The following is a 22,919-nucleotide window of genomic DNA, read 5'->3' on the forward strand; positions in this document are numbered from 1 at the left end:
TTCTGCGCGTATCGCCCGAGTGACGGGTGCGCGAAACACTCTTCTCGGCGAGGTGGGTGGCCCTGGATGGGCGCGACCGGGGCGTGGAGCCGGGGCGGTCAGCCCAGGAATGCCTGGTCGGAGAGGGTGGCGCCCTTGATCTTGGTGAACTCGCGCAGCAGATCTTGGACGGTCAGTGCCGACTTGGTCTCGGCGTCCGCCTCGTAGACGATCTGCCCCTCGTGCATCATGATCAGGCGGTTACCCAGCCGGATGGCCTGCTCCATGTTGTGAGTCACCATGAGCGTGGTCAGTCCACCGGTGTAGACGATCCGCTGGGTGAGCGTGGTGACCAGTTCCGCGCGCTGCGGGTCGAGTGCCGCCGTGTGCTCGTCGAGGAGCATGATGCGTGGCTCCGTGAAACCGGCCATCAGGAGCGACAGTGCCTGCCGCTGGCCGCCAGAGAGCAATCCCACCTTGGCGGTGAGCCGGTCCTCGAGACCCAGCTCCAGCATGGCGAGTTGCTCGGCGAAACTCCCCCGCCGCTTCTTGCTGAGGCTTGGCCTGAGAGACCGGGACTTGCCGCGCAGCAGCGCCAGCGACAGGTTCTCCTCGATCGTGAGATTGGGCGCGGTCCCGGCGAGCGGGTCCTGGAATACACGGCCGATGTACTTGGCGCGCTTGTAGTCGGGAAGTCGGTTGACCGAGGTCCCGTCGATCTCGATGCCACCGGTGTCCACCGGGAGACGGCCGGAGATGGCGTTGAGCAGGGTCGATTTGCCGGCGCCGTTGGAGCCGATCACGGTGACGAAGTCGCCCTCGTCGAGACGCAGGGTCAGATCGTGCAGTGCCCTGCGCTCGTTGACGGTGCCCGGGAAGAAGGTCTTGGACACCTTGCTCACGTTCAGCATGGTCATGCCTCCTTGGCGCCGGTGGCTGCGGCATCGGCGGAACCGGGGCCCGCGTCGACGGTGGTTCCGGCCCCCGCCGCCGCGCGTTCGTTGGCCGCGACGGCCGTGGTGGGTTTGCGACCGAACCGGCTCCCGGCGCCCTTCCACCGGGGGAGCAGAAGCGCCACCACCACGAGGAGCGCGGTGACTGCCTTCATGTCGTTCGGGTTAAGGCCCACGCGCAGCGCGGCGAAGATGATGAGCTGGTAGAGCAGTGCGCCCAGGATGACGGCGAACGTGGCCAGCACGAGCTTGCGCTGACCGAGGATGGCCTGACCGATGATCACCGAGGCCAGGCCCACCAGGATGAGGCCGATACCCATCGAGACGTCCGCGAACCCGCGGTACTGCGCGAGCAGCGCACCGCACATGCCAACGAACCCGTTGGACAGCGACAGCGTGAGGGTCTTGGTGAAGTCGGTGGAGACTCCGAACGAGGCGATCATGGGCCCGTTGTCGCCGGTCGCGCGAATGGACAGCCCGAGGTCGGTGGTGAGAAACCAGACCACGACGAGCCCGAGCAGTACGACGGCCAGCAGGAGGACGCCGACCCCGCCCCAGGTGCCGAGTAGTCCGGCATCCTCGAGCGGGGTGAATACCGTGTCCTGCCGTAGGAGCGGGACGTTGGCCCCGTCCATGATCCGCAGGTTGACGGACCACAGCGCGATCATCGTGAGGATACCGGCGAGGAGGCCGTCGATCTTTCCCTTGGTGTGCAACAGCCCGGTGATCGTGCCCGCCAGGAACCCGGTGACGAAACCCGCGAGGGTCGCGAGCACCGGGTTCCAGCCGCTGGTGATCATCATGGCCGCAGTGGCGGCACCGGTGGTGAAGCTGCCGTCAACGGTGAGGTCGGGGAAGTTGAGCACGCGGAAGGTCAGGAAGACCCCCAGCGCCATGACCCCGTAGATCAGGCCGACCTCGACGGTGCCAATCACTTCTTCTCAGCCTGGGCCAGGATGTCCTCGGGGATGGTCACACCCTGACGCTTGGCAGCGGCCTCGTTGACGACGTAGGTGAGCTCGGAGGCGGTCTCGACGGGCATGGTGGCCGGATCCGCATCGTCCTGCAGGATGCGCAGCGCCATCTCGCCGGTCTGGCGACCCAGCTCGGTGTAGTCGATGCCCAGGGTGGCGACGGCGCCGCCCTCGACGGTGCCCTCCTCCGCGGCGATTACGGGGATCTGCTTGCTCTCGGCCACCTGGATGAGCGAGGCGATGCCGGAGACGACCATGTTGTCGGTGGGGACGTAGATCGCGTCCACGTCGCCCAGTGCCTCGACGGCCTGCTGGATCTCGTTGACCGTGGTGACGGTCTGCGTCTTGATCTCGAGATCGAGCGGGCCAGCGGCCTCCTTGGCCTGATCCACCTGCACCTGCGAGTTGACCTCCCCCGAGGCGTAGACGATGCCGACGGTCTCGGCGTCCGGGACCAGCTCCTTGAGAAGCTCGAGCTGCTGCTCGATCGGGGCGGCGTCCGAGGTGCCGGTGACGTTGGCGCCCGGGGCGTCCATCGAGTCGACGAGCTCGGCCGAGACCGGATCGGTGACGGCGGTGAACAGGAGGGGGACGTCCCTGAGGTTCTGCGCCATGGCCTGTGCGGCGGGGGTAGCCACGGCCAGGGCGAGATCGAGATCGTCGCTCGCGAACTGCTGCGCAATGGTCAGCGCGGTGCCCTGCTCACCGTTGGCGTTCTGCTCGTCGAACTCCACGTCGACGCCCGCGTCGGCGAAGGCCTGCTTGAAGCCCTCGGTGGCGGCGTCGAGGGCCGGGTGCTGGACGAGCTGGTTGATGCCGATCGTGTACGACTCGTCGCCGCCTGAGGCGCCGCCTCCGGAGTCATTACTGCAGCCTGCGAGGACGAGTGCCGAGGTGGCGACGAGTCCGGTGATGAGCTTCGCGCGTGAGAATGCCATGTGCCATGCCTTATCTACGCCTCACGCCTGAACGCGAGGGGCCGGATGCGTGAACGGTGCTGGTACAAGAGGCTACCGGGTCATCCCGACATGGTGAGCCCGGACTCACCTCACCGGCTGCTGCGCCGCCCGCTCGCTTTCTGCCAGCTCGCGCTTCCAGGTTCGGAATCCCTCCTGCGAACGCCCGCGCCGCCAGTACCCCGAGATCGACGCCCGCGCCACGGGGAGCTGCCGCTCGTTGCGCAGGTAGGGCCGCAGATGCTTCATCACCGTCTCGGCCTCTCCGTGGACGAAGGCGTGGACGTCCCCGCCCGGCCACGTCATGTCGCGGACCGCCCGGACCAGCGGGGCGTCGCCCTCGATCTCTCCGGCGCCCGCCTCGGCAGAAGAGGATCCGCGGTGCACCCAGGCGATCTCCACGCCCGCCGGCGCGGTGAGGTCGATCTCGTTGTCGTCGTCCTCGACCTCGAGGAAGACAGCGCCCACGGCGTCGTCAGGCAGTGACTCCAGCGCGTTGGCGACCGCTGGGATGGCGGTCTCGTCACCCGCCAACAGGTGAAAGTCAGCTGTCGGGTCCGGCCGGTACCCGCCGCCGGGTCCGCGGACCACGACCTCGGTGCCGGGCGCGACCGATTGCGCCCACGGTCCGGCCACGCCCTCGTTGCCGTGGGCGACGACGTCGATCCAGACCTCACGTGCCTCCGCGTCCACGCACCGGACGGTGAAGGTGCGGATGGCCACGTCGCCTGCGTGCGGTAGTTCGAGCTTGACGTAGCTGTCGGTCTCACTGCGCTCGACAAACGAGTCGAACCCGTCACCACCCAGGACGACCCGCACCAGGTGTGCGGTCACCTGCTCCGTTCGTAGCACCGCAAGGGTGAACGGGGTGCGGGACTGGGTGCGGGTCACGACAATGCTCCTTCGATCCGGGATGGCTACCTACAAGTTAGGCTACCCTAACTTGGGGCCGGAGCGGTGTCGCCGCCTTCAGGCATCACCCTTCGTTGTATCGAATGTCGGACCTTCCCGTGTACGGCACCAGGCTGGAACCGTCGCCCAGGTCGTCCCGGCCGATGGTTCCCAGGCTTCCGTCTTGATGCAGGATCACGGCGGCGACGTCCGCCAGTGACCCCTTGCCGGACTGACGTACAGCTGTATGGATGTCCTCCTCGAGGAGCCGGTGGCTGCGCAGGGTTCGATCCTGAATGCGGCCTTCGTAGTAGAGGAGGACAGGCGGGTTGTCGACCAGGGCGCGCACGCGCGGGGATCGGGCCCGGGCGGCGGCGAAGAGCCACTGGACACCGACCAGTAACACCAGCACGACGACCGTCTGGGCCAACGGCACGGTGGTGGCGGTGAGCGTGCGCCCGAACGCCGAACCGATGGTCACCGCCACGATGAAGTCCAGCGGCGTCATCTTGGCCATCGTTCGCGGGCCGGACACGCGCAGGATCACGACGAGCGCGACGAAGCCGCAGAGGACCATGACGACGGAATGGACGATGGGTCCCCAGCCGTCCCAGAAAAGTGTGGAGTTCATACGGGCGATCGTGCGCGTAGCGCGCTCACGGGGCAACCGGCCTCGGCAGAACCTCCGCAGGTGGCGAGGTTCGGAGGGGGCACCGGTCCTTGGCGGCGACCACGCAGATCGCTGCGGCTATAGCCAGGACCGCGACGATGCCCAGGATGATCGGGGCGGCGGGGAAGGGCAGCTCCTGCGACAGGACGAACGCGCCCATGAGCAGGACGAAGTATCCGAATCCCTTGCGGAGAGCCTTCTCGGGCACCACGGAGGTGAGCCGCACGCCGACGAAGGAGCCGACGACGGCGGCGGCGGTGACTGCCCCTACGAGCGGCCAGTCGAGGCTGACCGACGTCATGTACCCGGCGAGCCCGGCAAAGGACTTCATCGCAATGACCAACAGGGAGGTGCCCACGGCGGCGGTCATCGGCAGGCCGGCCAGCAGAACAAGCGCCGGAACCACCAGGAACCCGCCTCCTGCACCGACCAAGCCGGTCGCGGCACCCACCACGAGCCCGTCCAGGAGGATCCGCCACAGCGGGTGGTGATGCGCCCGGGGCTGACCGTCCGTGTCTTTACGGCCCTTGATCATCGCGCCGGCGGTTGCGAGCATCATGATCGCGAACGCAATCATCAGGGCGGTGCCGGGGATGTAACCCCCGGCCAGTCCTCCGAGGAACGCGCCGACCATCCCTGCGGCACCGAAGATCAGCCCTGTCCGCCATTGGACGTTGCCCATCCGGGCGTGGCCGATCATGCTCACGAAAGATGTGGCGCCGACGACGAACAGCGAGGTCGCGATGGCTTCCCGAGGGTCGAGACCGCCGATGTAGGTCAGCAGCGGAACCACGAGGATGGAACCGCCCCCGCCGAGCAGGCCCAGGGACAGGCCGACCAGGACGGCCAGACCCACGACGATAATCGTGGTGATATCCATGGAAGATTCCTTTCTGCGGCGGGGCGGTCGGGTTGATCAGGCGGTGGCGAGGTTGCGGGACGACCAGGCCTCGTAGCTGCCCTCGAGCTCCACGACGCGGTAGCCCGCGCGACGGAGCGCGCTGGCGGTGACCGAGTTGCGGACGCCGGTCTGGCAATAGGTCACGATCGGCCCGCCGGTGGGGATCTGGTCGAGGTTCCACAGAGCGCGCCCGCCGCTGAGCTGCACCGACCCCGGGATATGGCCGTCGGAGTGCTCGGTTTTGTTCCGCACGTCCAGGACCATCGCCGCGTCGAAGGATGCGAGCTCGTCGGGGCTGATCGTCTCGGGGGTCGTCATCGGCAGGCCCTCGAGGCTGGTGGTGTACCCGGTGACGGTGTCGATCCCGACGCGGATCAGGTGGTCACGCAGCTGCTCGGCCACGTCTCGGTCCTCGGCGAGGACCACCAGCGGGGTGTCCTCGCGCTCGGGGTTGTAGACCCAGGCGCCGTAGGAAGCGGCCTTGTCGACGCCGGGGATGTTGAGCGAGCCGGGAACGGTGCCGGCGTGGACCTCGTCCTGGTCGCGGGTGTCGACGACGACGACCTCATCCGCCTCGAGAGCCTTGGCGAGCTCGGCGGAGCCGTATTCGCGCAGCGGGGCCGGTGTGCCGAGGACGGCGGGGCCGTCCCTGTTCTGGCGCTTCATCCGGCCGAAGTAGGCGTGAGCGTCCGGTTGGCCGTCGAGCAGTTCGTTGACGAAGCCCTGCTCGTCGTCGTTGTCGATGTACCCGCCCCACCACGCGAAGCGCCGCTCGTAGCCGACGCTGGTGGACGGCAGGGCGCCCAGGGCCTTGCCGCAGGCGCTACCCGAGCCGTGGCCGGGAAAGACCTGGACGTGGTCGGGAAGCGTGATGAAGGAGTCCTTCAGGCTGCGGAAGATCTGCTTGGCTCCCTCGAAGCGGGTGTCGACCCCGCCCGCGGCCTCGTCGAGGAGGTCGGGCCGGCCGAGATCACCGGAGAAAACGAAGTCACCGGTCAGCATGTATCCCGGGCTATCGGCGAAGGCGCCGTCAGTGATCAGGAACGACAGGTGCTCCGGGGTGTGCCCCGGCGTGTGCACGGCCTCGACGGTGATATTGCCGAGCTTCAGTTGGTCTCCGTGGTGGAGGCGTTCGGCTTCGAAGCCGTACTGCCAGTCGTCGCCGCCCTCGCCAGAGACGTAGATGGTCGCTCCGGTGGCCTCGGCGAGTTCGCGGGTCCCTGAAAGGTAGTCGGCGTGGATGTGGGTCTCGGTGACGGCGGTGATCGTCATGCCGTGGCGGGCGGCCAGATCGAGGTATTCGCGGACGTCGCGGCGGGCGTCGACCACCACTGCCTCACCCTTGGCCTGGCAGCCGATGAAGTAGCCGGCCTGTGCAAGGTCTTCGTCATAGATGCGTTCGAGAAGCATTGCGCTCTCCTTGTCGATCGGGGTTCGTCGCGAGGTGCGTGCTTTGAGAATACATACCCCCCAGGGTATCTACAAGGGGCGCTAGCGAGGTGTTGTCCGCCACAAAAACTTGCACGGGCTGTGCAATCGTGCAGCTGTCATGCAAAATTGCGAGGGTTCGCGAGTAGTACCTACGCAGGAGGGGCCAGCGCATGGCGTCATTTCTTTACCGGATCGGCCGATCGGCCTACCTGCACAGATGGAGGTACATCGCCGCCTGGCTGCTGATCATCGTCGGCATGGGCACGGCGGCCGCAACGCTCTCGCAGCAGACCACCAGCAGTTTCGAGATCCCCGGCCTCGAGTCCATCGAGACGCAGGAGGAGATCCAGGACCGGTTCCCCGGTTCGCCGAGTCAGCTCGACATTCCGACCGGCACCGTGGTGATCCGAGCGCCGGAGGGAAGCACCCTCACCGACCCGGCGGTGTCGGAGGACGTCGACGCCTTCCTCGCGGACGTGCGGGAACTCGACTTCCTCACCGGAACAGACGAGATCGTCAATCCCGTGCTCGCCGCGGAAGGCGTGACGCAGCAGCTGACCGAAGCCGGCGAAGAACAGGGCGCTCCGCCCGAGCAGATCGAGGCCGACATCGCCGCGCTCAGTCCCCTGAGCGCCGACGAGACCACCGGGACCCTCGAGGTCCAGTTCGCGGCCGAGACCACGATGAGCGTCGAGCCCGAGAACCGCGAAGCCTTCGCCGACGTCGTCGCAGAGCACGAGGACGGGCTCACCATCGCCTACTCCGGCAACGCTTTTCAGGCGTCCGAGATCGGCGCCACCGGCGAGATCATCGGCATCGCCGTGGCCGCCGTCATCCTCACCATCACCTTCGGATCGCTCATCGCGGCGGGACTTCCCCTGTTGGTCGGCGTGGTGGGCGTCGGTATCGGGATCGCGGGAATCTTCGCCGCGACCTCATTCACCGACACGATCAGCAACTTCACGCCAACCCTGGCATCCATGATCGGTCTGGCCGTGGGTATCGACTACGCACTGTTCATCGTGTCCCGGTTCCGGACGGAGCTGGTCAAACACATCGGCGGCAACGACCTACTGCCCCGAGAACTCGCGCAGCAACTCAAGACGATCCCGCGCCGCGAACGCGCCCACCTGGCGGGACTCGCCGTGGGCAAGGCCGGCTCCGCTGTGGTGTTCGCGGGTCTGACGGTCCTCATCGCGCTCGCCGCGCTGTCGATCATCAACATCCCGTTCCTCACCGCGATGGCGCTGTCCGCCGCCGCGACCGTTGCCGTGGCCGTGCTCGTGGCCATCACACTCCTGCCCGCAGTCCTCGGTGCCGTGGGCACCAAGGTCTTCGCCGCACGCATCCCCGTCGTCAAGGCTCCAGACCCGGAGGACGAGAAGCCGACTATGGGCCTGTCGTGGGTCCGGCGAGTGCGCAAGCACCCGGTGCTGCACGCCGTCGTCGGCGTCCTCCTGCTCGGCCTCCTCGCGGTCCCGGCCGCCCAGTTGCGCCTCGCCATGCCGTCAGACGGCACGATGTCACCGGGCACTCCCAACCGCACCGCGTACGACCTCACGTCGGAGGCGTTCGGTCCCGGGCGCAACGCGCCAATGATCGCCTTTGTGGACACGCTTGACGTGACCGAGGAGGAGCGTCCGGCCGCATGGGCCACCGCCGTGGAGGACATCCAGGCGGTCGACGGCGTGCAGAACGCCCAGATCATCGCGACCAACGAGACCGCGGACGCGGCCCAGGTGCTCATCACCCCGAAGTTCGGTGCCACGGATGAGCGCGCCGCCACGGTCCTCGACGACATCCGGGCGAGTGTCGGACAGTTCGAGCAGCAGACCGGTGGTACCTACTCGGTCACCGGCGTCACCCCGATCTACGAGGACATCTCCGAGCGACTGTCCGAGGTGTTGCTGCCGTACATCGGGATTGTCCTGGTGCTCGCCTTCATCCTGCTCATGCTGGTGTTCCGATCCATCTGGGTGCCGCTGATCGCCGCGCTGGGCTTCAGCCTGTCGGTTGCGGCCACGTTCGGTCTGACCGTTGCGCTCTGGCAGGAGGGCTGGGGCGGCCTCGTCTCCGACCCGCAGCCGATCATCAGCTTCCTGCCGATCATCCTCATCGGCATTGTGTTCGGCCTGGCCATGGACTACCAGGTCTTCCTCGTCACCCGGATGCGCGAGGGGTGGGTCCACGGAAAGACGGCCGAGAACGCGGTGGCCAACGGGTTCAAGCACGGCGCCCGCGTCGTCACATCGGCCGCGTTGATCATGACGAGCGTCTTTGCCGCCTTCATGACGATCGATGAGCAATTCATCAAGGTCATGGGCTTCGCGTTGGCGGTGGCGGTCCTGTTCGATGCCTTCATCGTTCGAATGACCATCATCCCGGCGGTCATGTTCCTCCTCGGGGAGCGCGCCTGGAAGATTCCGCGGTGGCTCGACCGGATACTGCCGGCCGTCGACGTCGAGGGGTCGGCGCTGGAATCGATGGAGGCCGAAGAGTCCTCTGGCCCACGCGGCTCTACCGACTCCTCGGACCCCGCTGAGGAGGCGCCCGAGCCCGCGTTGGTCAGTGGCCGCCACTCCGCCGACCACGTCGCCGACCAGTCATCCGGCGCGGGCAAGCATGAGCGCGACGATCACGGCGGCGGTGATGGCGCCGGGAGCAGAGCAGATGGCTAGCCTGCGCGAACGCAAGAAGGCCGACACCCGCATCCGACTCTCGGTGGCCGCAGTCGAACTGCTGGTCACCGAGGGTGCGGAGGGCGCGACGGTGGCGGCTATCGCCGAGCGCGCCGGGGTCTCCGCCCGGACGTTCCATAATTACTTCGCGCATCGCGAGGACGCGTTCGTGCACTTCCTGCAGGAGCAGGTCGCCGAGTGGGTTCGACAGGTGGAGCGGGCGCCAGCGGATCTGAACCCGATCGCCGCACTTCACCGGATCATCCGGGAGCTGTACCGCCGCTCCTCGGACGACATCGATGCGGCCGAGAATCTCCTCGTGGCCGGTGAGCAGATCGGGCTCATGCTCAGCGCCGAGGCGAGAACGTGCGTCGCCGAGGAACTCCTGGAGCCGCTGTACGAGGCGGTCGGTCGCCGGTCGCCGCAGATGAGCGCGGTGCGGGTCCGTGTGCTGGTGGATCTGAGCCTGGCAGCCGGAGCCTCTGTGGTCAGGCACCATCCGCGTGGCGCCGGGCACGACTCGACCGGACACCACGCGCCGGAGCAGGGCGCTGCAGAGAGCTATCTCGATGAGGCCTTCGGACTGCTGGAGAACGGTTCCGGAGGACTGAGCTAGCGCGGGGCTGTTCGGGGACCGAAACGGACCACCTCGCCGTCGGTCCCCGCCCGGGCGCCGTGCTCGAGCAACCGCTGGGCCAACTCGCCCGGCGGCGGGTTGTGGTGGCCCAGGTGCACGGCCACCACCTTGGTCCGCTCGTCCACCGCTCCGGCCTCGCGAAGCCGCCGGAGCATCGCCCCGAAACGAGGCAGCCCCAGGTGGGCGGGGGAGATGTCCTCGCGGTCGCCGAGGGTCTCCTCCAGGAAGACCGCGTCGAAGCGGGCCCCGCGCACGGCGTCGAACCACCCGTCGTCCCACGGCCCGGTGTCGCTGGCCCACAGCAGGCGGGCGCCGCCGGGCCCGGTCACGTCGTACAGCACCGCGTCGCCGTCGCGGAACACGCGGTGACGGGCGGGCAGGACCCGCACCTCGTACGCGCCCACCGTGAGGTGGTCACCGGCCGTGACCGGGACAAAGCGCACCGGGTCGTCGGGGCCCACCCAGGGCCGACAGGAGTCGAGGGCGTCCGCGGGGCCAAACACCTCCAGCAGGCCAGCGTCGGGGATCCACGAGCGGAACAACAACGCTTGCGGCGCGAGGTGGTCGGCGTGCGCATGCGTGATGAGCAGATGTCTGACCGACGCCAGAGTTCGCCCGAGCCGCACGGCCGAGCTGGGCGCCTCGGGTCCGCAGTCGATCAGCAACTCGTCGTCGACGAGCGCGGAGGTCTGGCCGCGCACCACGCCGAGCCGTCTCGCCTCCCCGCACGACCCGCACCGGCAGAACGGGTTGGGCCAGCCGTCGGCCGCGCCGGTCCCCAGCAGGACGACCTCCATCACGCCCCCGGCTCGCGAAGCGGCAGCACCGCGGGGCCGTCCCGGCGGCTGAGGACCTCCACGCGCGCTCCGTACACCTGCGCTACGCGTTCGACGGTGAGAACCTCCTCGGGTGGGCCCTCGGAGACCACCCGGCCCCGGTCGAGCAACACCAGCCGCTCCCCGTAGTGGGCGGCCGACGTGAGATCGTGCATGGCCGCCAGCACGGTCAGGCCGCTCTCCCGGCGCATGCTGTCGACCAGGTCGAGCACCTGCTGCTGGTGACCGATGTCCAGCGCGCTCGTGGGCTCATCGAGCAGCAGGACCCGCGGCTCCTGCGCCAAGGATCGGGCCAGCACCACACGCTGCAGCTCGCCGCCGGACAGCGTGGTGGCGATGCGGGAGGCGAGGTCCTGCAGGCCCAGGCGGTCGATCACGCGGTCCACGATCTCGTGGTCGCGCGCGGTCTCGGTACCAAAGCGGGCGATGTGGGGGGTGCGCCCGAGGTGGATGAGCTCACGGGCGGTGACCCCCTCCGGCACTACCGGGCGCTGGGGCATCATCGCCACGGTCCGCGCCACCCTGCGTCGACCCGCCCGACGCGGGGCCAGCCCGTCGACCTCGAGGTGGCCTTCGGCCGGGATGAGGCCGGCCAGTGCGAACAGCAACGTCGTCTTACCCGAGCCGTTGGGGCCCACCAGGGAGACCCAGGATCCCGCTTCCACGGTCAGGTCGATGCCGTGCAGGATGTCGGTGCGGTCCCGTGTGACGCGCAGGTCACTGCAGGCCAGGGCGTACGACGCCCGCGGGGTGGTGCTCATATGTGCCCCCGGCTCCGGCGCAGGACGATCAGGAAGAACGGGGCGCCGATAGCCGCGGTCACCACGCCGATGGGCAGCTCGGCCGGGCTCATCGCCGTGCGGGCCACGACGTCGGCGAGGATGAGAAAGGTGGCGCCGGTCAGCAGCGACACCGGCAGCAGCAACCGGTGCCCCGGGCCGATGAGCATGCGCACGGCGTGCGGGATGACGATGCCCACGAACCCGATGAGGCCGGACACCGAGACCACCGCCGCAGTACCGAGCGTCGCCACGCTGATGAGCACCAGCCGTACCCGCGCCGGGGCGATCCCGAGGGTCGCGGCCTCCGCGTCGCCGACCGCCATCACGTCGAGGGTGCGCCGGAAAAGGGCGATCACCGCCACCGACAGGATCACGTAGGGCAGCACTGTCCGCACGTCGGCCCACCCGCTGGTCGTGAGTCGGCCGAGCATCCACGAGTACACCTGCCGCAGTGTGTCGTCGTGGCGTTGCATGAAGAACGTCTGGATGGCGCTGGCGAACGCCGCCACGGCGACGCCGGCGAGGATGATGACGACCTCGCTGCGACCACCGCCGACGCTGCGCCCCAGCGTGTAGGTCGCAAGCACCGCGATCATGCCGCCGGCAAACGCTGCGGGCGGCACCAACGCCGATCCCATCGCGCCGCCCGCGACGATGGCCAGGGTCGCGCCGAGGCCTGCGCCGCTGGACACGCCCAGCAGGTACGGGTCGGCGAGCGGGTTGCGGAACACGCCCTGGTAGGTGGCGCCGGCGATCGCCAACATCGCGCCGACGATCGCGCCCAGCACCACCCGTGGGATGCGGATCTCCCACAGGATGACCTGCTGGCGGGCGGTGAATCCGGAGTCCACGTCGATCAGTGGCAGCCGGTCGACCAACTCGAGCACCACGCCGCCGGGGGTGAGCCCGGCCGGGCCGATGAGCGTGCCCAGCAGGACGGCCGCGGCCAGGAGCAATGTCGCCCCGCCCAGCACCAGGGCGTGGCGGGGCGACGGGCGGGTCACGGGGCGGGCTGGTTCGCGGGGATCTGCCCGACGATCGCGGCGACCTCGCGCATGAAGTCCACCACGCGCGGGCCCCACCGGCTGGCCAGGTCTTCATCCACCAGGTGGACGCGGCCCTCGCGCACCGCGGTCAGGCCGTCCCAGCCCGGCCGCTCGGCGACGGTCTCGGGAGTGGCGCCGCAGCACTGGCCGTCGGCGAGGAACACGACATCCGGGTCGGTCTCGAGGATGAGCTCCTCGGACAGTTGGGGGTAGGCGTCGTCGCCGGTCGCGACGGAGGTCAGGCCGAGCTGGGAGTACACCTCGCCGATGAAAGTGGCGTCGGTGACGGTGTAGTAGGTGTCGTCGAGCTCGTGGAAGTACGTCAGCGGGCTCTCGCGCTCCGGAACCGAGGCGACGATCTCGTCAATCTCCCCCTGCATCCGCGAGACGAGTTCGGCGGCCTCGCCGATGTGTCCGGTGGCGGCGCCGACCTGCTCGAGCTGGGTGTAGGTGTCGTCGAGGGTCTGAGCGGCCGGCAGCTGCAGCACCTCGACGCCGGAACGTTCGAGCCCGTCCACGATGTCGCCGGAGTCGTCGGAGAGCACCACGAGGTCCGGTGCGTACCCCAGGATGGCCTCGAGGTTGGGCGTGTAGCCGGACAGCTCGGTGACCGGGGCTTCCTCCGGGTAGTCGGAGCGCTCGTCCACAGCCACGACCTGCTCCCCGGCGCCCACGGCATAGAGCATCTCGGTGGTGGTGGGGGCGAGCGAGACGATCGCCTGTGGTTCGCCTGCCGCTGTGGTGGTCTGGTCCGCCGGGGCCGCGTCATCGTCGGCGGTGCCGCTGCACGCCGAGGCGACCAGCGCGACTGCGGCCAGCGTGGCGGCGAGCATCGTGCGGGTTCGGGGCCGCCGGGTTCGTGGGTGGTGCATGACATCCTCCGGGGGTCGGAGGACGAAAACAGCTCGGCTGCGACGAGGGCGCCGCGGCACGCAACCGTCCTTCGTCCGAGGTCAGTTCGTACAGCGCCGCGGTACCGGCCGACCTGGCTCGCCCACTCAAAGTGGGATCACAGTTGCGGGACAGCGTCGGCATCTCACCGACTTCCACCGCGTACCACGGGTGTCCGGCGCGGTGGCCGGACCATCTGAGGGTAGCCGAGCAGCGGACCGGCAGCGGAACCGTTTGATGGTGGCCTGCCGCCGCGCGGGTGGCGGGTCCGGTGGTCGGGGAGAATCGGCGCGGACCACAACGCAGCCGGGGAAGGACCACCAGATGACGACGACGAGTTCTGCAGGCGAGGGGCCTTCGGCCGAGGATCTGCGGTCGCGGGGTTTTGCGACCAGGCGCGAGGTGATGAGCGACGCCTTTGTCGACCGCGCCATGGACCGGGCGGCCGGGACGGCCTCGGAGGCGATCCAGCACGTGGTCACCGAGAACGTCTGGGGCAACATCTGGAACCGGTCCGGGCTCGGTCGGCGTGACCGCAGTCTGCTCAACATCGGGATGCTCGTGGCACTGCGCGCGGAGGCCGAGTTGGCCGGTCACGTGCGCGGCGGGCTGACCAACGGGCTGTCCCGGGAGGAGATCACCGAGGCGGTGATCCACGCGTCGGGGTATTGCGGTGCGCCGGCGGCACTGGCCGCGATGAAGATCGTCCAGGCGGTCTTCGACGAGCTCGACGACTAGTCGCCCAGGGAGACCCGGGAACGTCGTGTAAAGCGGGTAGCCTCAGACCAAAGAGTGACATACGACACCCCTAAGCGACCCCTCGACAGGAGCACCCCTCATGCGCAGCACGATGATGCCGGAGCAGCTGAACATCAGCACCATCCTCGAATTCGGCGCGACCGTCCACAAGAACGCGGTGATCAGCACCTGGACCGGCGAGGAAACACGAAAGATCTCCTTCGGGGAGATGGGCAAGCGGGCCGCGCAGCTCGCCCACGCCCTTCGTTCGCTGGGTATCGATGGTGACCAGCGGGTCGCCACGTTCCAGTGGAACAACTCCGAGCACATGGAGGCGTACCTGGCGATCCCGTCGATGGGCGCCGTGCTGCACCCGCTCAACATCCGGCTGTTCCCGGATCAGCTCGAGTTCGTGGCCAACCACGCCGAGGACAAGGTCGTCATCGTCGACCCGACCCTGGTGCCGCTGCTGCAGCCGCTGCTGCCGCGACTGTCCACCGTCGAGCACGTGATCGTCACCGGAGGCGGCGCGGGCACGCTCGAGGCGCCGGAGGGGATGCAGGTCCACGACTACGATGCCCTGCTCGCCGCTCAGCCGACCGAGTTCGAGTGGCCCGAGGTGGACGAGAATTCCGGTGCCGCGATGTGTTACACCTCGGGCACCACGGGTGACCCGAAGGGTGTCGTCTACTCGCATCGCTCCATCTATCTGCATTCGATGCAGGTGTGCATGTCTGACGGCATGGACATCTCGGTTGACGACAACGTGCTGGCGATCGTGCCGATGTTCCACGCCATGTCCTGGGGACTCCCCTACGCCGCGTTCATGGTGGGCGCCTCACTGCTCATGCCGGAGCGCTTCCTCCAGCCCGAACCACTCGCGGCGATGATCGCCAGCGAACGCCCCACGCTCGCGGCTGCAGTGCCCACGATCTGGCAGGCACTCGACGCCTACAGCGTGGAGCATCCCGTGGACATGTCGAGCTTCCGCGCCGTCGTGGTGGGGGGCAGTTCCTGCCCGCCGTCCCTGATCCGCAAGTTCAAAGAGAACTACGGGATCAACATCATCCACGCATGGGGGATGACGGAGACCTCGCCGCTCGGGACCCTGTCCCGCCCCCGCGCGGACATGCCGGAAGAAAAGCAGTTCCAGCTGCGCACCACCCAGGGGCGGTTCGTCGCCGGGGTCCGGGCGCGGATCGTCGACGACGCCGGCGAGGAGATGCCCTGGGACGGCGAGTCGGTCGGTGAACTCCAGGTCCGGGGCCCGTGGATCACCGGCAGCTACTACAAGGTGGACAAGTCGGACTCGTTCGACGACGGCTGGCTACGCACCGGCGACGTCGGCTACGTCCTCCCCGAGGCCTTCCTCCAGCTCACCGACCGCGCCAAGGACATCATCAAGTCCGGCGGCGAGTGGATCTCCTCCGTTGAGGTGGAGAACTATCTCCTCGAGCACCCGGCTGTCGCCGAGGCCGCGGTGATCGGTATCCCCGACCCCAAGTGGGACGAGCGGCCCCTGGCCACCGTCGTGATCAAGGACGGCGTCCCGGATCCGGACGTCGAGGATCTACGCGCGCACCTGGAGACCAAGATGGCCAAGTGGCAGGTGCCGGAGAAGTTCGCCTTTGTCGACGAGATCCCCAAGACCTCCGTCGGCAAGCTCGACAAGAAGCGCATCCGCGTCTCGCACGCCGACGGCGAGCTCGAGGTCATCAACGCGCTACAGAAGTAGGCCCGACCCGCGTGGGCGGTGGTCGCCGGGGTCAGCGCGCCCGCGCCGGGGCGAGCGGCCGCAGTGAGACCGGCAGGCCGTCCCCGGGGTACGGCAGCGAGTCGCTCTTCATGGGCGGCGCGTAGTCCAGCGGAACCGACCATTCGAAGTTGCGCAGCAGGGCGCTGAGCACGAGCTTGGATTCCAGGTTCGCGAAAATCATCCCGAGGCACTTGTGCACGCCGCCGCCGAACGGTTCCCACGCGAAGCGGTGCGACTTGTCCTCGCGGCGGTCCTCGCTAAAGCGTTGGGGGTCGAAGATCTCCGGATCGGTCCAGTACTCGGACATGTGGTGCGAGTACAGCGGCATCACCGACACGAGCCTGTCGGCGGGGATCCTCACCCCTAGAATCTCGGTCTCCTTGACCGTTTTCCGGGCGAGCACCGGGACCGGCGGGTGCAGGCGCAGCGTCTCCTTCATCACCAGGTCCAGATCGGTGAGCTGCTCGAGCTCGACCAGCGAGGGGTCCGGGCCCAGCTCGAGGCACGGCCGGCGACACCGCTCCTGCCACTCGAGGTCGCGACCGAGCTCAAAGACCATCGACGTCACCGTGCTGGTGGTGGTGTCGTGCGCCGCCATGAGCAGGAAGATCATCTGGTTGATGATGTCGTCGTCGTTGATCCCACCGGATTCGTCGGCCACCTGGCACAGTGCGGAGAACAGGTCGTCGCCGGGATTCGTGCGACGGGCCGGCAGATGCCGCCGGAGGAACTCCTCGAGCAGTCTGCGGCCCCGGATCGCGCGTCCCCACTTAGTGAAGGGGACCGGCACGGTGTGGCGGAAGTAGCCGTTCGCGGCCTGGACGCAGTCCACGAACGCCTTGTTGACCCGCTCTAGTTCACCGGGCGCCGCGTACTCGGCGCCTCCCATGAACACCTCGGTCGCCAGGTCCAGGGTGTGCGACTTGAGCGCCGGATATGTTTCGACGGCACTTCCCGGGGCCCAGGCGGAGATGCCCCTCTCTACGAGGGGCGCGAGCCTGCGGGCGTACCCCTCGAGTCTTTGCCGCGTGAACGCCTCCTGCATTATCTGCCGATAATGGCGGTGCTCGGCGAAGTCCAGCAGCATCAGGCCGCGGTCGAAGAACGGGCCCACCAGGTAACCCCAGCCCGGGCCGTTGGCCAGCGCTTTCTCGCCGTTCTGGAGCGCGGCCTGGCACGCGTCCGGGCCGATCAGTGCGGTCCAGGTGGCTCCGAGGAAGGTCACTTCGGACACCGGCCCGTGGTCGCGGTACCGGCGGGCCATGGTGGCGAGGGGGTCGTGGACGTATTCGAGGGTCCCACCGAGAACCGGCAGGCGGGAGCGCAAGGGGGCGGGGCCGGGGCGGTAGACGCGCTCGCGTGGATCACCAGGGATTGACATGAGGCACCTCTGTGTCGGGTCAGTCTCAGTGTGTGATATGCATCACGTCCTGTCAGTGAAAGGCCGAAACCGGCGGCTTGCGCTGAGCTCAGGCCCGGGCGACCAGTGCGGCCACGTCGACCCCGTCGGGCAGCGCTCCGTACTCCGCCGAGCGGTCGTCACCGAGCCTGGCCAGGCAGAACGCCTCCGCGACCGCGGCCGGCGCGTGTTCGAGCAGCACCGCCCCCTGCTGAGCAAGGGCCATGGCCTCAACCAGTCGACGCGCGAGGGCCGGCGCTGCACCGGGATCCGACGCTGCCCGGCTGATGAGCCCCCGCACCCTCTCGACGTGCCTGTCGAAGAGCGGGTGAATGCCGGTCCGCGCGGTCAGTTCCGCATCAAAGGCGGCCACGGACTCGGGCTCCCTCGACATTGCGCGCAGCACGTCGAGGGCGATGACGTTCCCGGAGCCCTCCCATACGGCGAGCACCGGCTGCTCGCGATAGCGACGGGCCAACGGGAACGCCTCCGTGTAGCCGTTGCCGCCCAGGCATTCGAGCGACTCGTAAGCGTGATTGGGTCCGCGTTTGCACGTCCAGTACTTGGCGACTGCGGTGGCCAGTCGACGGTAGGGGGCGGAGTCGGCGTCGTCGTACGCCGCCGCCAATCGGGCGGCGGTCCACGTGGCGGCCTCGGCCTCGAGCTGCAGGTCGGCCAGTACTGCCGCCATCGCCGGCTGATCCACCAGAGTGGCGCCGAACGCGGCCCGGTGTCGCGCGTGCCAGGCGGCCTCGGCCACGCCCTGGCGCATGCCGGCCGTCGCGCCCAGTACGCAGTCCAGTCGGGTGCGGCCGACCATCTCGATGATCGTGCGCACCCCGCGCCCGGGTTCGCCGACCATCCAGCCCAGGGTGCCGTCGAACTCGACCTCGGAGGAGGCGTTGGACTTGTTGCCCAGTTTGTCCTTGAGCCGTTGGATGAGGAACGGATTTCGCTCGCCGCCCGGCAGAACACGCGGGACGAGGAAGCAGCTCAGCCCCTCCGGCGCCTGCGCCAGCACCAGGAAGGCGTCCGACTGCGGGGCCGAACAAAACCACTTGTGACCACGCAACATGTGCAGTCCGTCGCCCATCGGGGTGGCCGTGGTGCTGTTGGCGCGCACGTCCGAACCCCCCTGCTTCTCGGTCATGGCCATACCGAACAGCACCCCGGGCTTGGTGGCGGGATCGCGCAGTTCCGGGTCGTAGACCGTCGACATCAGGGCCGGCTCCCACTCCGCAGCGAGCCCCGGGTTCAGCCGCAGCGACGGGACCACCGCATGCGTCATGGACAGCGGGCACCCGTGACCAGCCTCGATCTGCGAGACCAGCATGAACCCCACCGCTCGCTCGACGTTGGCTCCTGATCCCGGGTCCGCCCACGCCGAGGTGTGCAGCCCGCGGGAGACGGAGTACTGCATGATCCGGTGATAGGACGGGTGGAACTCGATCTCGTCGACCCGGTTGCCCCAGCGGTCGTGCGAGTGGTGCACCGGAGGATGGATGTTGGCCAACTCGGCGTCGTGTTGGTACTGCTCGGTGCCGACTCGGCGACCGATCTCGTGAAACCGCTCGGACTGCGCCTGGGGCGAGAAGATCGCCACCGCCTCCTGCAGCGCGGGATTCAGTGCGTACTCGTCCACGTTCACGCGGGGCAGTGCCTGGTTGAGGACCTCGTGAGTGGTGTGGTTTCGCGTGGTGGACATGGCTGACCTCCTGGCCGGGCGGCGGAAGGGGCGAGAGGGGACGGGCCGACGGCTAGCTTCACCGTACCCAGACCGGCTGCGCGAAGTGGCGTAGCCCACACCTGACCGGTGCTCACGGGTAACGCTGGGGTTCGGAACTCTGATAAGACCGGTGAGGGCGCGCGAGGGTGACGCCGCCCCGCTCGGTCCGCCGAATCCCCCGATCACCCCGTAACGGTCTGGTGAGGTGTGGTCATGAGCGGTTCGGGCCCGACGAACCGGGCCATCGCGGCCGCGATCATCGCCGTCGCCGTGGTGGTGATCGGCGGAGCGGTGGCGATCGGGATCCGCCTCGCGGAGGACTATTCCGGCAACGGAGCGGCTTCGGGCCCGATTACCTCGCTCTCCGCTACGCCCGTAGATCGCACGGATCGAACTCACGCGCGCTTGTCGACCAGTTCGACGAGGACCACCACGACCGCTCAGCGCCGTGCCACGGCCTCCTGCGATGCCCGGTCCATCAACGCTGATCTCGGTTACCCGGCCAGCGGCTCGCGCATCATCGACTGCGGCGGTGGGTGGGCCGTGATGGCCAGCGAGCAGTCGGGAGACCCGTATTGGGTGGCGTTCCGCGACGGTCGCTGGCGGGCGGTGCGCGACGTCTCGATGTACCAGCTGACCTGCCCCGACGAGGCGATCGCGAAGGGCGCCCCGGGGTGGATGGCTCGCAAGCACCTGAATACCTGCTCGTCGCTCAAGTCAACGACGTCGGCGTCGAGAACGACTGCGCGGTCCGTGCGGCAGTCTTCCTCGCAGCGTTCGCCCCGCCCGTCCGTGAGCGTCACGCCCCGCCCGACCCCGTCGACCAGTTCGCCGACGTCGACGGCCGTCACCAGCTCGAAAGTCGTGCCGTCCGTGACCGGGGCGACGACCCCGAACCCGGCGACGCCCGCGACATCCGCCACGGCCGCGACCCCGCCGACGACGTAGGCGGTCGGTATCTAGCGGGGCTCGAGCTCCCAGCCGGTCTCGGCCACCCAGCCCGGCACATCGAGGGCGCCGCCCGTGAGACGCTCGGTGGCCTCGAAGTCGGCCTGATAAGCGGGCAGATGCGAGAACCAGGTGAACATGGCAGTGCTGTCGTGATCGCCGGCGTGCGTCTCGATCGGTAGCGCCACATAGCGGCCGGCCCGGCCGACGGCGGAGCCCAGTGCGTCCGCGATCTGGGGGCCGGTCAGCTCGACCCCGCCGATTTCCACCTCCCCGTTCACCGCTGACGGGTCGACAAGAGCGGAGGCGGCGGCGCGCCCGATGTCGCGGGCGGCGATCATCTGGAGCGGCACGTCCTCGGGGATAGCCATCCGGACCACCACCTCGTCGCCTTCCAGTCCCGCCATGTAGGGAAGGTTCTCGAGGAAGAACACTGGCCGCACCACGGTCACCGGGATCTCGAGACCGGCCAGGTACTGCTCGACCCGAAACTTGCTCTCGAAGTGGGGGACGCCGCTGCCGCGTTCTGCCCCGCCGACGGAGCTGAACACGATACGGCCCGCCCCGGCGGCCACCGCGGCATCACCGAGCGCCCTGCCCATCGCGATCTCGCTGTCGGGATCGTCGTCGACGGTCATGGTGGTCATGAACCAGAGCGCGTCCAGACCCTCCATGGCGGGGGCCAGGGTGTCAGGACGGTCGAGGTCGGCGAGCACCACGTACGCGCCGCGAGCCGCCAACGCCCGTGCCTGCTCACTCTCGGGGCGCCGGACGAGGGCGCGAACGCGCACACCCCGGTCGAGGAGGGCCGTAGCGGTGGCGGACCCCTGCCGTCCGGTGGCTGCGAAGACTCCGTGCACGGCGGTGGACTCTGTCATGGCTCACTCTTTCTGGAGGCGCTGGATGGTCGCGGCTCATCGTACGGAGACCGGCCGCGTCGACCGCCCCGCTGAAGACCCGGGTCAGGACTTGAAGTACATCAACTGCGTGCCGGTGGCCAACAGGGTGCCGTCGCGGCTCCACAGGCGGGCGGCCTCATCGTGATAGTTGCCATGGAACCGGTGCGAATGGATGCTGCCGAGTAGGAAGTCGGTGCCCTGGGCGGCGATCTCCTCAGGGGTGGCCAGGAAGTGGATGGTCAACGTCACCGTGCCCGCCGGGACCGGCCTTCCGAGCCTGAGGAATGCGCGCGGGAAGAACGAGTCGCACAGGGACGCCAGCGAGAGGTGATCGAGTTCGCGGGCCGGGGCGTCGCGGATCCACATCGTCGTCGTCGAGTCGGGTTGTTCCTCACCGGCGACCACGGCGTCCCACCCTCCGGTGACAAACCGCATGTCATAGTTCTCCACCCACCGCACGCCACGCTCGGACGTCGCGGCCGTCAGCTCCTCGGGCGCGGGCACCGCCGGAGGCGGGGTCTCTGTCTCCGACCACGTCTCACGACGCACGCCCGTGATCGCGGTGGCCGTGGTGACGACCTCGCCACCCTGGCGCATCTCCACCCACCAGTGCTGGTTGGAGCGGTTTGTACGGGCAGGGCGGGCCTCGATCTCGAATTCACCCGCCGCCGCGACCGGCCCCGCGTAATTCAGGGTCAGCGCGAGCGGGTCACCGTGCTTGTCCGGATGCTGCAGGATCGCGGCCAGCATCAGCGCCGCCGTGGTCCCGCCGAACGGCCCCACCATGTTGGCCCACGCCTCGTGGGTGCGGCCGCGGAAGAGGTTCTCGCCGACGGATTCCAGCGCGACAGCCTCGTCGAAGGCGTGGGTGGGTGCATCCGGATTGGTCATGGAACCTCCTGTGGGAGCGCGAATCGCGGCCGGTTCACTCGTCGAGGAAGAGGTCCAACTGCAGCTCGTCGAGCGGACCGCCGTAGGCGGAGAAGTCGGTGACGCCTTCCTCGGCCAGCACGTCGTCGTCGATGAAGAAGTTACCCGAGCACTCGCGGGGGTCTCTGGTGAGGATCGCGTGCGCCGCGTCGGCCATGATCTCCGGCGTGCGGCTGCGCGCGACCATCTCGTCGCCACCGAGCAGGTTGGCCACGGCGGCGGTGGCGATGGTGGTGCGCGGCCACAGGCTGTTGGCCGCGATCGAGCGATCCTTGAGCTCCTCGGCCAGGCCCAGCGTTACCAGGCTCATCCCGTACTTGGCGATGGTGTATCCGAGGCTGCCGCCCGCCCACCGCGGGTTGAGATTGATCGGAGGCGAGAGGGTGAGCACGTGCGCGGCCGCGGACGCCTCGAGGTGGGGCAGAGCGGTCTTGGCCATCAGGAACGATCCGCGGCAATTGATGTCCTGCATCAAGTCGTACGTCTTCATGGGCAGTTCAGAGGTCGGGGACAGGTTGATGGCGCTGGCGTTGTTCACGACGATGTCGATGCCGCCGAACGTCTCGACGGTCTTGTCCACGGCTTCACGCACCGAGGCCTCATCGCGGACATCGCCGACCACCGCGAGCGCGCGCCCGCCGGCGGCCTCGATCTCGGCGGCTGCGGTGTGCACGGTGCCCTCGAGCTTGGGGTGGGGTTGATCGGTCTTGGCGAGCATCGCGATGTTGGCGCCGTCGCGCGCCGCGCGCAACGCGATGGCCAGGCCGATGCCTCGACTGCCGCCGGACATCAGCAGGGTGCGTCCGGCCAGGCTGCGGGTTGAGTTGGTCATGGTGTGACGATAGTCATGATTCTTCCCGGGCGAGGCGGAGTTGTCCCCAACCGGCCCAGCCCACCA

Annotated in this window: 21 protein-coding genes and 1 riboswitch; of the genes, 5 read left to right on the forward strand and 16 right to left on the reverse strand. The window is 68.6% G+C overall.

The features are described 5' to 3' along the window. Positions 1 to 98: 98 nt before the first annotated feature. From ON04_RS13930 to ON04_RS13960, 7 genes are all read right to left on the reverse strand, one after another. Complete coding sequence (locus tag ON04_RS13930; protein WP_010542247.1) at positions 99 to 890, reverse strand: ABC transporter ATP-binding protein; 792 nt, start codon at positions 888 to 890, stop codon at positions 99 to 101. A gap of 2 nt (positions 891 to 892) precedes the next feature. Beyond that, positions 893 to 1,867, reverse strand: coding sequence for an ABC transporter permease (locus ON04_RS13935; RefSeq protein ID WP_010542248.1), 975 nt, complete (start codon positions 1,865 to 1,867; stop codon positions 893 to 895). Next, the gene (locus tag ON04_RS13940; RefSeq protein ID WP_010542249.1) at positions 1,864 to 2,844 is read right to left on the reverse strand and encodes an ABC transporter substrate-binding protein; all 981 of its coding nucleotides are present in this window, start codon (positions 2,842 to 2,844) and stop codon (positions 1,864 to 1,866) included. The genes ON04_RS13935 and ON04_RS13940 overlap by 4 nt, the downstream gene beginning before the upstream one ends. Before the next feature lie 105 nt (positions 2,845 to 2,949). Further along, positions 2,950 to 3,753 carry a siderophore-interacting protein gene (locus ON04_RS13945; protein WP_010542250.1) on the reverse strand — a complete coding sequence of 268 codons (804 nt, stop codon included), beginning with the start codon at positions 3,751 to 3,753 and terminating at the stop codon, positions 2,950 to 2,952. Positions 3,754 to 3,838: 85 nt separating this feature from the next. After that, positions 3,839 to 4,384, reverse strand: coding sequence for a DUF421 domain-containing protein (locus ON04_RS13950; RefSeq protein WP_010542251.1), 546 nt, complete (start codon positions 4,382 to 4,384; stop codon positions 3,839 to 3,841). Positions 4,385 to 4,409: 25 nt separating this feature from the next. After that, on the reverse strand, positions 4,410 to 5,303 hold the full coding sequence (locus ON04_RS13955; protein WP_010542252.1) for a sulfite exporter TauE/SafE family protein: 894 nt from the start codon (positions 5,301 to 5,303) through the stop codon (positions 4,410 to 4,412). Between the two features lie 36 nt (positions 5,304 to 5,339). Next, complete coding sequence (locus ON04_RS13960) at positions 5,340 to 6,734, reverse strand: rhodanese-like domain-containing protein (protein WP_010542253.1); 1,395 nt, start codon at positions 6,732 to 6,734, stop codon at positions 5,340 to 5,342. 191 nt (positions 6,735 to 6,925) lie between these two features. Between ON04_RS13960 and ON04_RS13965 the strand changes: the two genes are divergently transcribed. Next, complete coding sequence (locus ON04_RS13965; protein ID WP_010542254.1) at positions 6,926 to 9,433, forward strand: MMPL family transporter; 2,508 nt, start codon at positions 6,926 to 6,928, stop codon at positions 9,431 to 9,433. Then, positions 9,378 to 10,049: a TetR/AcrR family transcriptional regulator gene (locus ON04_RS13970; RefSeq protein WP_010542255.1), complete on the forward strand. Its 672-nt coding sequence runs from the start codon at positions 9,378 to 9,380 to the stop codon at positions 10,047 to 10,049. Before ON04_RS13965 ends, ON04_RS13970 begins: the two co-directional genes overlap by 56 nt. On the opposite strand, the gene ON04_RS13975 is transcribed toward ON04_RS13970, so the two are convergent. From ON04_RS13975 to ON04_RS13990, 4 genes are read right to left on the reverse strand one after another with little or no spacing between them, the layout of a single operon-like run. Beyond that, complete coding sequence (locus ON04_RS13975) at positions 10,046 to 10,867, reverse strand: MBL fold metallo-hydrolase (RefSeq protein ID WP_010542256.1); 822 nt, start codon at positions 10,865 to 10,867, stop codon at positions 10,046 to 10,048. The two genes, ON04_RS13970 and ON04_RS13975, sit on opposite strands and share 4 nt — an antisense overlap. Further along, the gene (locus ON04_RS13980; protein WP_010542257.1) at positions 10,867 to 11,667 is read right to left on the reverse strand and encodes an ABC transporter ATP-binding protein; all 801 of its coding nucleotides are present in this window, start codon (positions 11,665 to 11,667) and stop codon (positions 10,867 to 10,869) included. Before ON04_RS13980 ends, ON04_RS13975 begins: the two co-directional genes overlap by 1 nt. Continuing rightward, positions 11,664 to 12,692 carry a FecCD family ABC transporter permease gene (locus ON04_RS13985; RefSeq protein ID WP_010542258.1) on the reverse strand — a complete coding sequence of 343 codons (1,029 nt, stop codon included), beginning with the start codon at positions 12,690 to 12,692 and terminating at the stop codon, positions 11,664 to 11,666. Before ON04_RS13985 ends, ON04_RS13980 begins: the two co-directional genes overlap by 4 nt. After that, positions 12,689 to 13,606 (reverse strand): ABC transporter substrate-binding protein, encoded by a 918-nt coding sequence (locus ON04_RS13990; RefSeq protein WP_010542259.1) that lies wholly within the window; start codon positions 13,604 to 13,606, stop codon positions 12,689 to 12,691. Before ON04_RS13990 ends, ON04_RS13985 begins: the two co-directional genes overlap by 4 nt. An 89-nt stretch (positions 13,607 to 13,695) precedes the next feature. After that, positions 13,696 to 13,832, reverse strand: a riboswitch (cobalamin riboswitch). A gap of 117 nt (positions 13,833 to 13,949) precedes the next feature. On the opposite strand from ON04_RS13990, the gene ON04_RS13995 reads away from it, so the two are divergent. Further along, positions 13,950 to 14,363, forward strand: coding sequence for a carboxymuconolactone decarboxylase family protein (locus tag ON04_RS13995; protein WP_010542260.1), 414 nt, complete (start codon positions 13,950 to 13,952; stop codon positions 14,361 to 14,363). A gap of 100 nt (positions 14,364 to 14,463) precedes the next feature. Continuing rightward, the gene (locus tag ON04_RS14000; RefSeq protein WP_010542261.1) at positions 14,464 to 16,098 is read left to right on the forward strand and encodes a long-chain fatty acid--CoA ligase; all 1,635 of its coding nucleotides are present in this window, start codon (positions 14,464 to 14,466) and stop codon (positions 16,096 to 16,098) included. A 31-nt stretch (positions 16,099 to 16,129) separates the two neighbouring features. Here the strand turns inward: ON04_RS14000 and ON04_RS14005 are convergent, their stop codons facing one another. Continuing rightward, positions 16,130 to 17,500 (reverse strand): cytochrome P450, encoded by a 1,371-nt coding sequence (locus ON04_RS14005; protein WP_010542262.1) that lies wholly within the window; start codon positions 17,498 to 17,500, stop codon positions 16,130 to 16,132. Positions 17,501 to 17,588: 88 nt separating this feature from the next. After that, positions 17,589 to 19,223, reverse strand: a complete 1,635-nt coding sequence (locus ON04_RS14010) for an acyl-CoA dehydrogenase family protein (RefSeq protein ID WP_010542263.1) — start codon at positions 19,221 to 19,223, stop codon at positions 17,589 to 17,591. A 234-nt stretch (positions 19,224 to 19,457) separates the two neighbouring features. Between ON04_RS14010 and ON04_RS14015 the strand changes: the two genes are divergently transcribed. After that, positions 19,458 to 20,192 carry a hypothetical protein gene (locus tag ON04_RS14015; RefSeq protein WP_010542264.1) on the forward strand — a complete coding sequence of 245 codons (735 nt, stop codon included), beginning with the start codon at positions 19,458 to 19,460 and terminating at the stop codon, positions 20,190 to 20,192. 11 nt (positions 20,193 to 20,203) lie between these two features. On the opposite strand, the gene ON04_RS14020 is transcribed toward ON04_RS14015, so the two are convergent. The 3 genes from ON04_RS14020 to ON04_RS14030 form a co-directional block, all read right to left on the reverse strand. Then, entirely contained in the window at positions 20,204 to 21,070 is an 867-nt protein-coding gene (locus ON04_RS14020) for an NmrA/HSCARG family protein (RefSeq protein ID WP_010542265.1), read from the reverse strand. 84 nt (positions 21,071 to 21,154) lie between these two features. Then, entirely contained in the window at positions 21,155 to 21,982 is an 828-nt protein-coding gene (locus ON04_RS14025) for an acyl-CoA thioesterase (RefSeq protein WP_010542266.1), read from the reverse strand. A gap of 34 nt (positions 21,983 to 22,016) precedes the next feature. After that, positions 22,017 to 22,853, reverse strand: coding sequence for an SDR family oxidoreductase (locus ON04_RS14030; RefSeq protein WP_010542267.1), 837 nt, complete (start codon positions 22,851 to 22,853; stop codon positions 22,017 to 22,019). Between the last annotated feature and the right edge of the window lie 66 nt (positions 22,854 to 22,919).

Origin of the sequence: Dietzia alimentaria 72, assembly GCF_000226215.1 — a bacterium.
Classification (GTDB): Bacteria; Actinomycetota; Actinomycetes; order Mycobacteriales; family Mycobacteriaceae; genus Dietzia; species Dietzia alimentaria.

What these genes read in the sequence shown, in the direction of transcription:
- ON04_RS13930 (WP_010542247.1), bottom strand. Translation starts at nt 890, where the DNA reads ATGCTGAACGTGAGCAAGGTGTCCAAGACCTTCTTCCCGGGCACCGTC.
- ON04_RS13940 (WP_010542249.1), bottom strand. Translation starts at nt 2,844, where the DNA reads ATGGCATTCTCACGCGCGAAGCTCATCACCGGACTCGTCGCCACCTCG.
- ON04_RS13950 (WP_010542251.1), bottom strand. Translation starts at nt 4,384, where the DNA reads ATGAACTCCACACTTTTCTGGGACGGCTGGGGACCCATCGTCCATTCC.
- ON04_RS13955 (WP_010542252.1), bottom strand. Translation starts at nt 5,303, where the DNA reads ATGGATATCACCACGATTATCGTCGTGGGTCTGGCCGTCCTGGTCGGC.
- ON04_RS13960 (WP_010542253.1), bottom strand. Translation starts at nt 6,734, where the DNA reads ATGCTTCTCGAACGCATCTATGACGAAGACCTTGCACAGGCCGGCTAC.
- ON04_RS13965 (WP_010542254.1), top strand. Translation starts at nt 6,926, where the DNA reads ATGGCGTCATTTCTTTACCGGATCGGCCGATCGGCCTACCTGCACAGA.
- ON04_RS13970 (WP_010542255.1), top strand. Translation starts at nt 9,378, where the DNA reads ATGAGCGCGACGATCACGGCGGCGGTGATGGCGCCGGGAGCAGAGCAG.
- ON04_RS13975 (WP_010542256.1), bottom strand. Translation starts at nt 10,867, where the DNA reads ATGGAGGTCGTCCTGCTGGGGACCGGCGCGGCCGACGGCTGGCCCAAC.
- ON04_RS13980 (WP_010542257.1), bottom strand. Translation starts at nt 11,667, where the DNA reads ATGAGCACCACCCCGCGGGCGTCGTACGCCCTGGCCTGCAGTGACCTG.
- ON04_RS13990 (WP_010542259.1), bottom strand. Translation starts at nt 13,606, where the DNA reads ATGCACCACCCACGAACCCGGCGGCCCCGAACCCGCACGATGCTCGCC.
- ON04_RS13995 (WP_010542260.1), top strand. Translation starts at nt 13,950, where the DNA reads ATGACGACGACGAGTTCTGCAGGCGAGGGGCCTTCGGCCGAGGATCTG.
- ON04_RS14000 (WP_010542261.1), top strand. Translation starts at nt 14,464, where the DNA reads ATGCGCAGCACGATGATGCCGGAGCAGCTGAACATCAGCACCATCCTC.
- ON04_RS14005 (WP_010542262.1), bottom strand. Translation starts at nt 17,500, where the DNA reads ATGTCAATCCCTGGTGATCCACGCGAGCGCGTCTACCGCCCCGGCCCC.
- ON04_RS14010 (WP_010542263.1), bottom strand. Translation starts at nt 19,223, where the DNA reads ATGTCCACCACGCGAAACCACACCACTCACGAGGTCCTCAACCAGGCA.
- ON04_RS14015 (WP_010542264.1), top strand. Translation starts at nt 19,458, where the DNA reads ATGAGCGGTTCGGGCCCGACGAACCGGGCCATCGCGGCCGCGATCATC.
- ON04_RS14020 (WP_010542265.1), bottom strand. Translation starts at nt 21,070, where the DNA reads ATGACAGAGTCCACCGCCGTGCACGGAGTCTTCGCAGCCACCGGACGG.
- ON04_RS14025 (WP_010542266.1), bottom strand. Translation starts at nt 21,982, where the DNA reads ATGACCAATCCGGATGCACCCACCCACGCCTTCGACGAGGCTGTCGCG.
- ON04_RS14030 (WP_010542267.1), bottom strand. Translation starts at nt 22,853, where the DNA reads ATGACCAACTCAACCCGCAGCCTGGCCGGACGCACCCTGCTGATGTCC.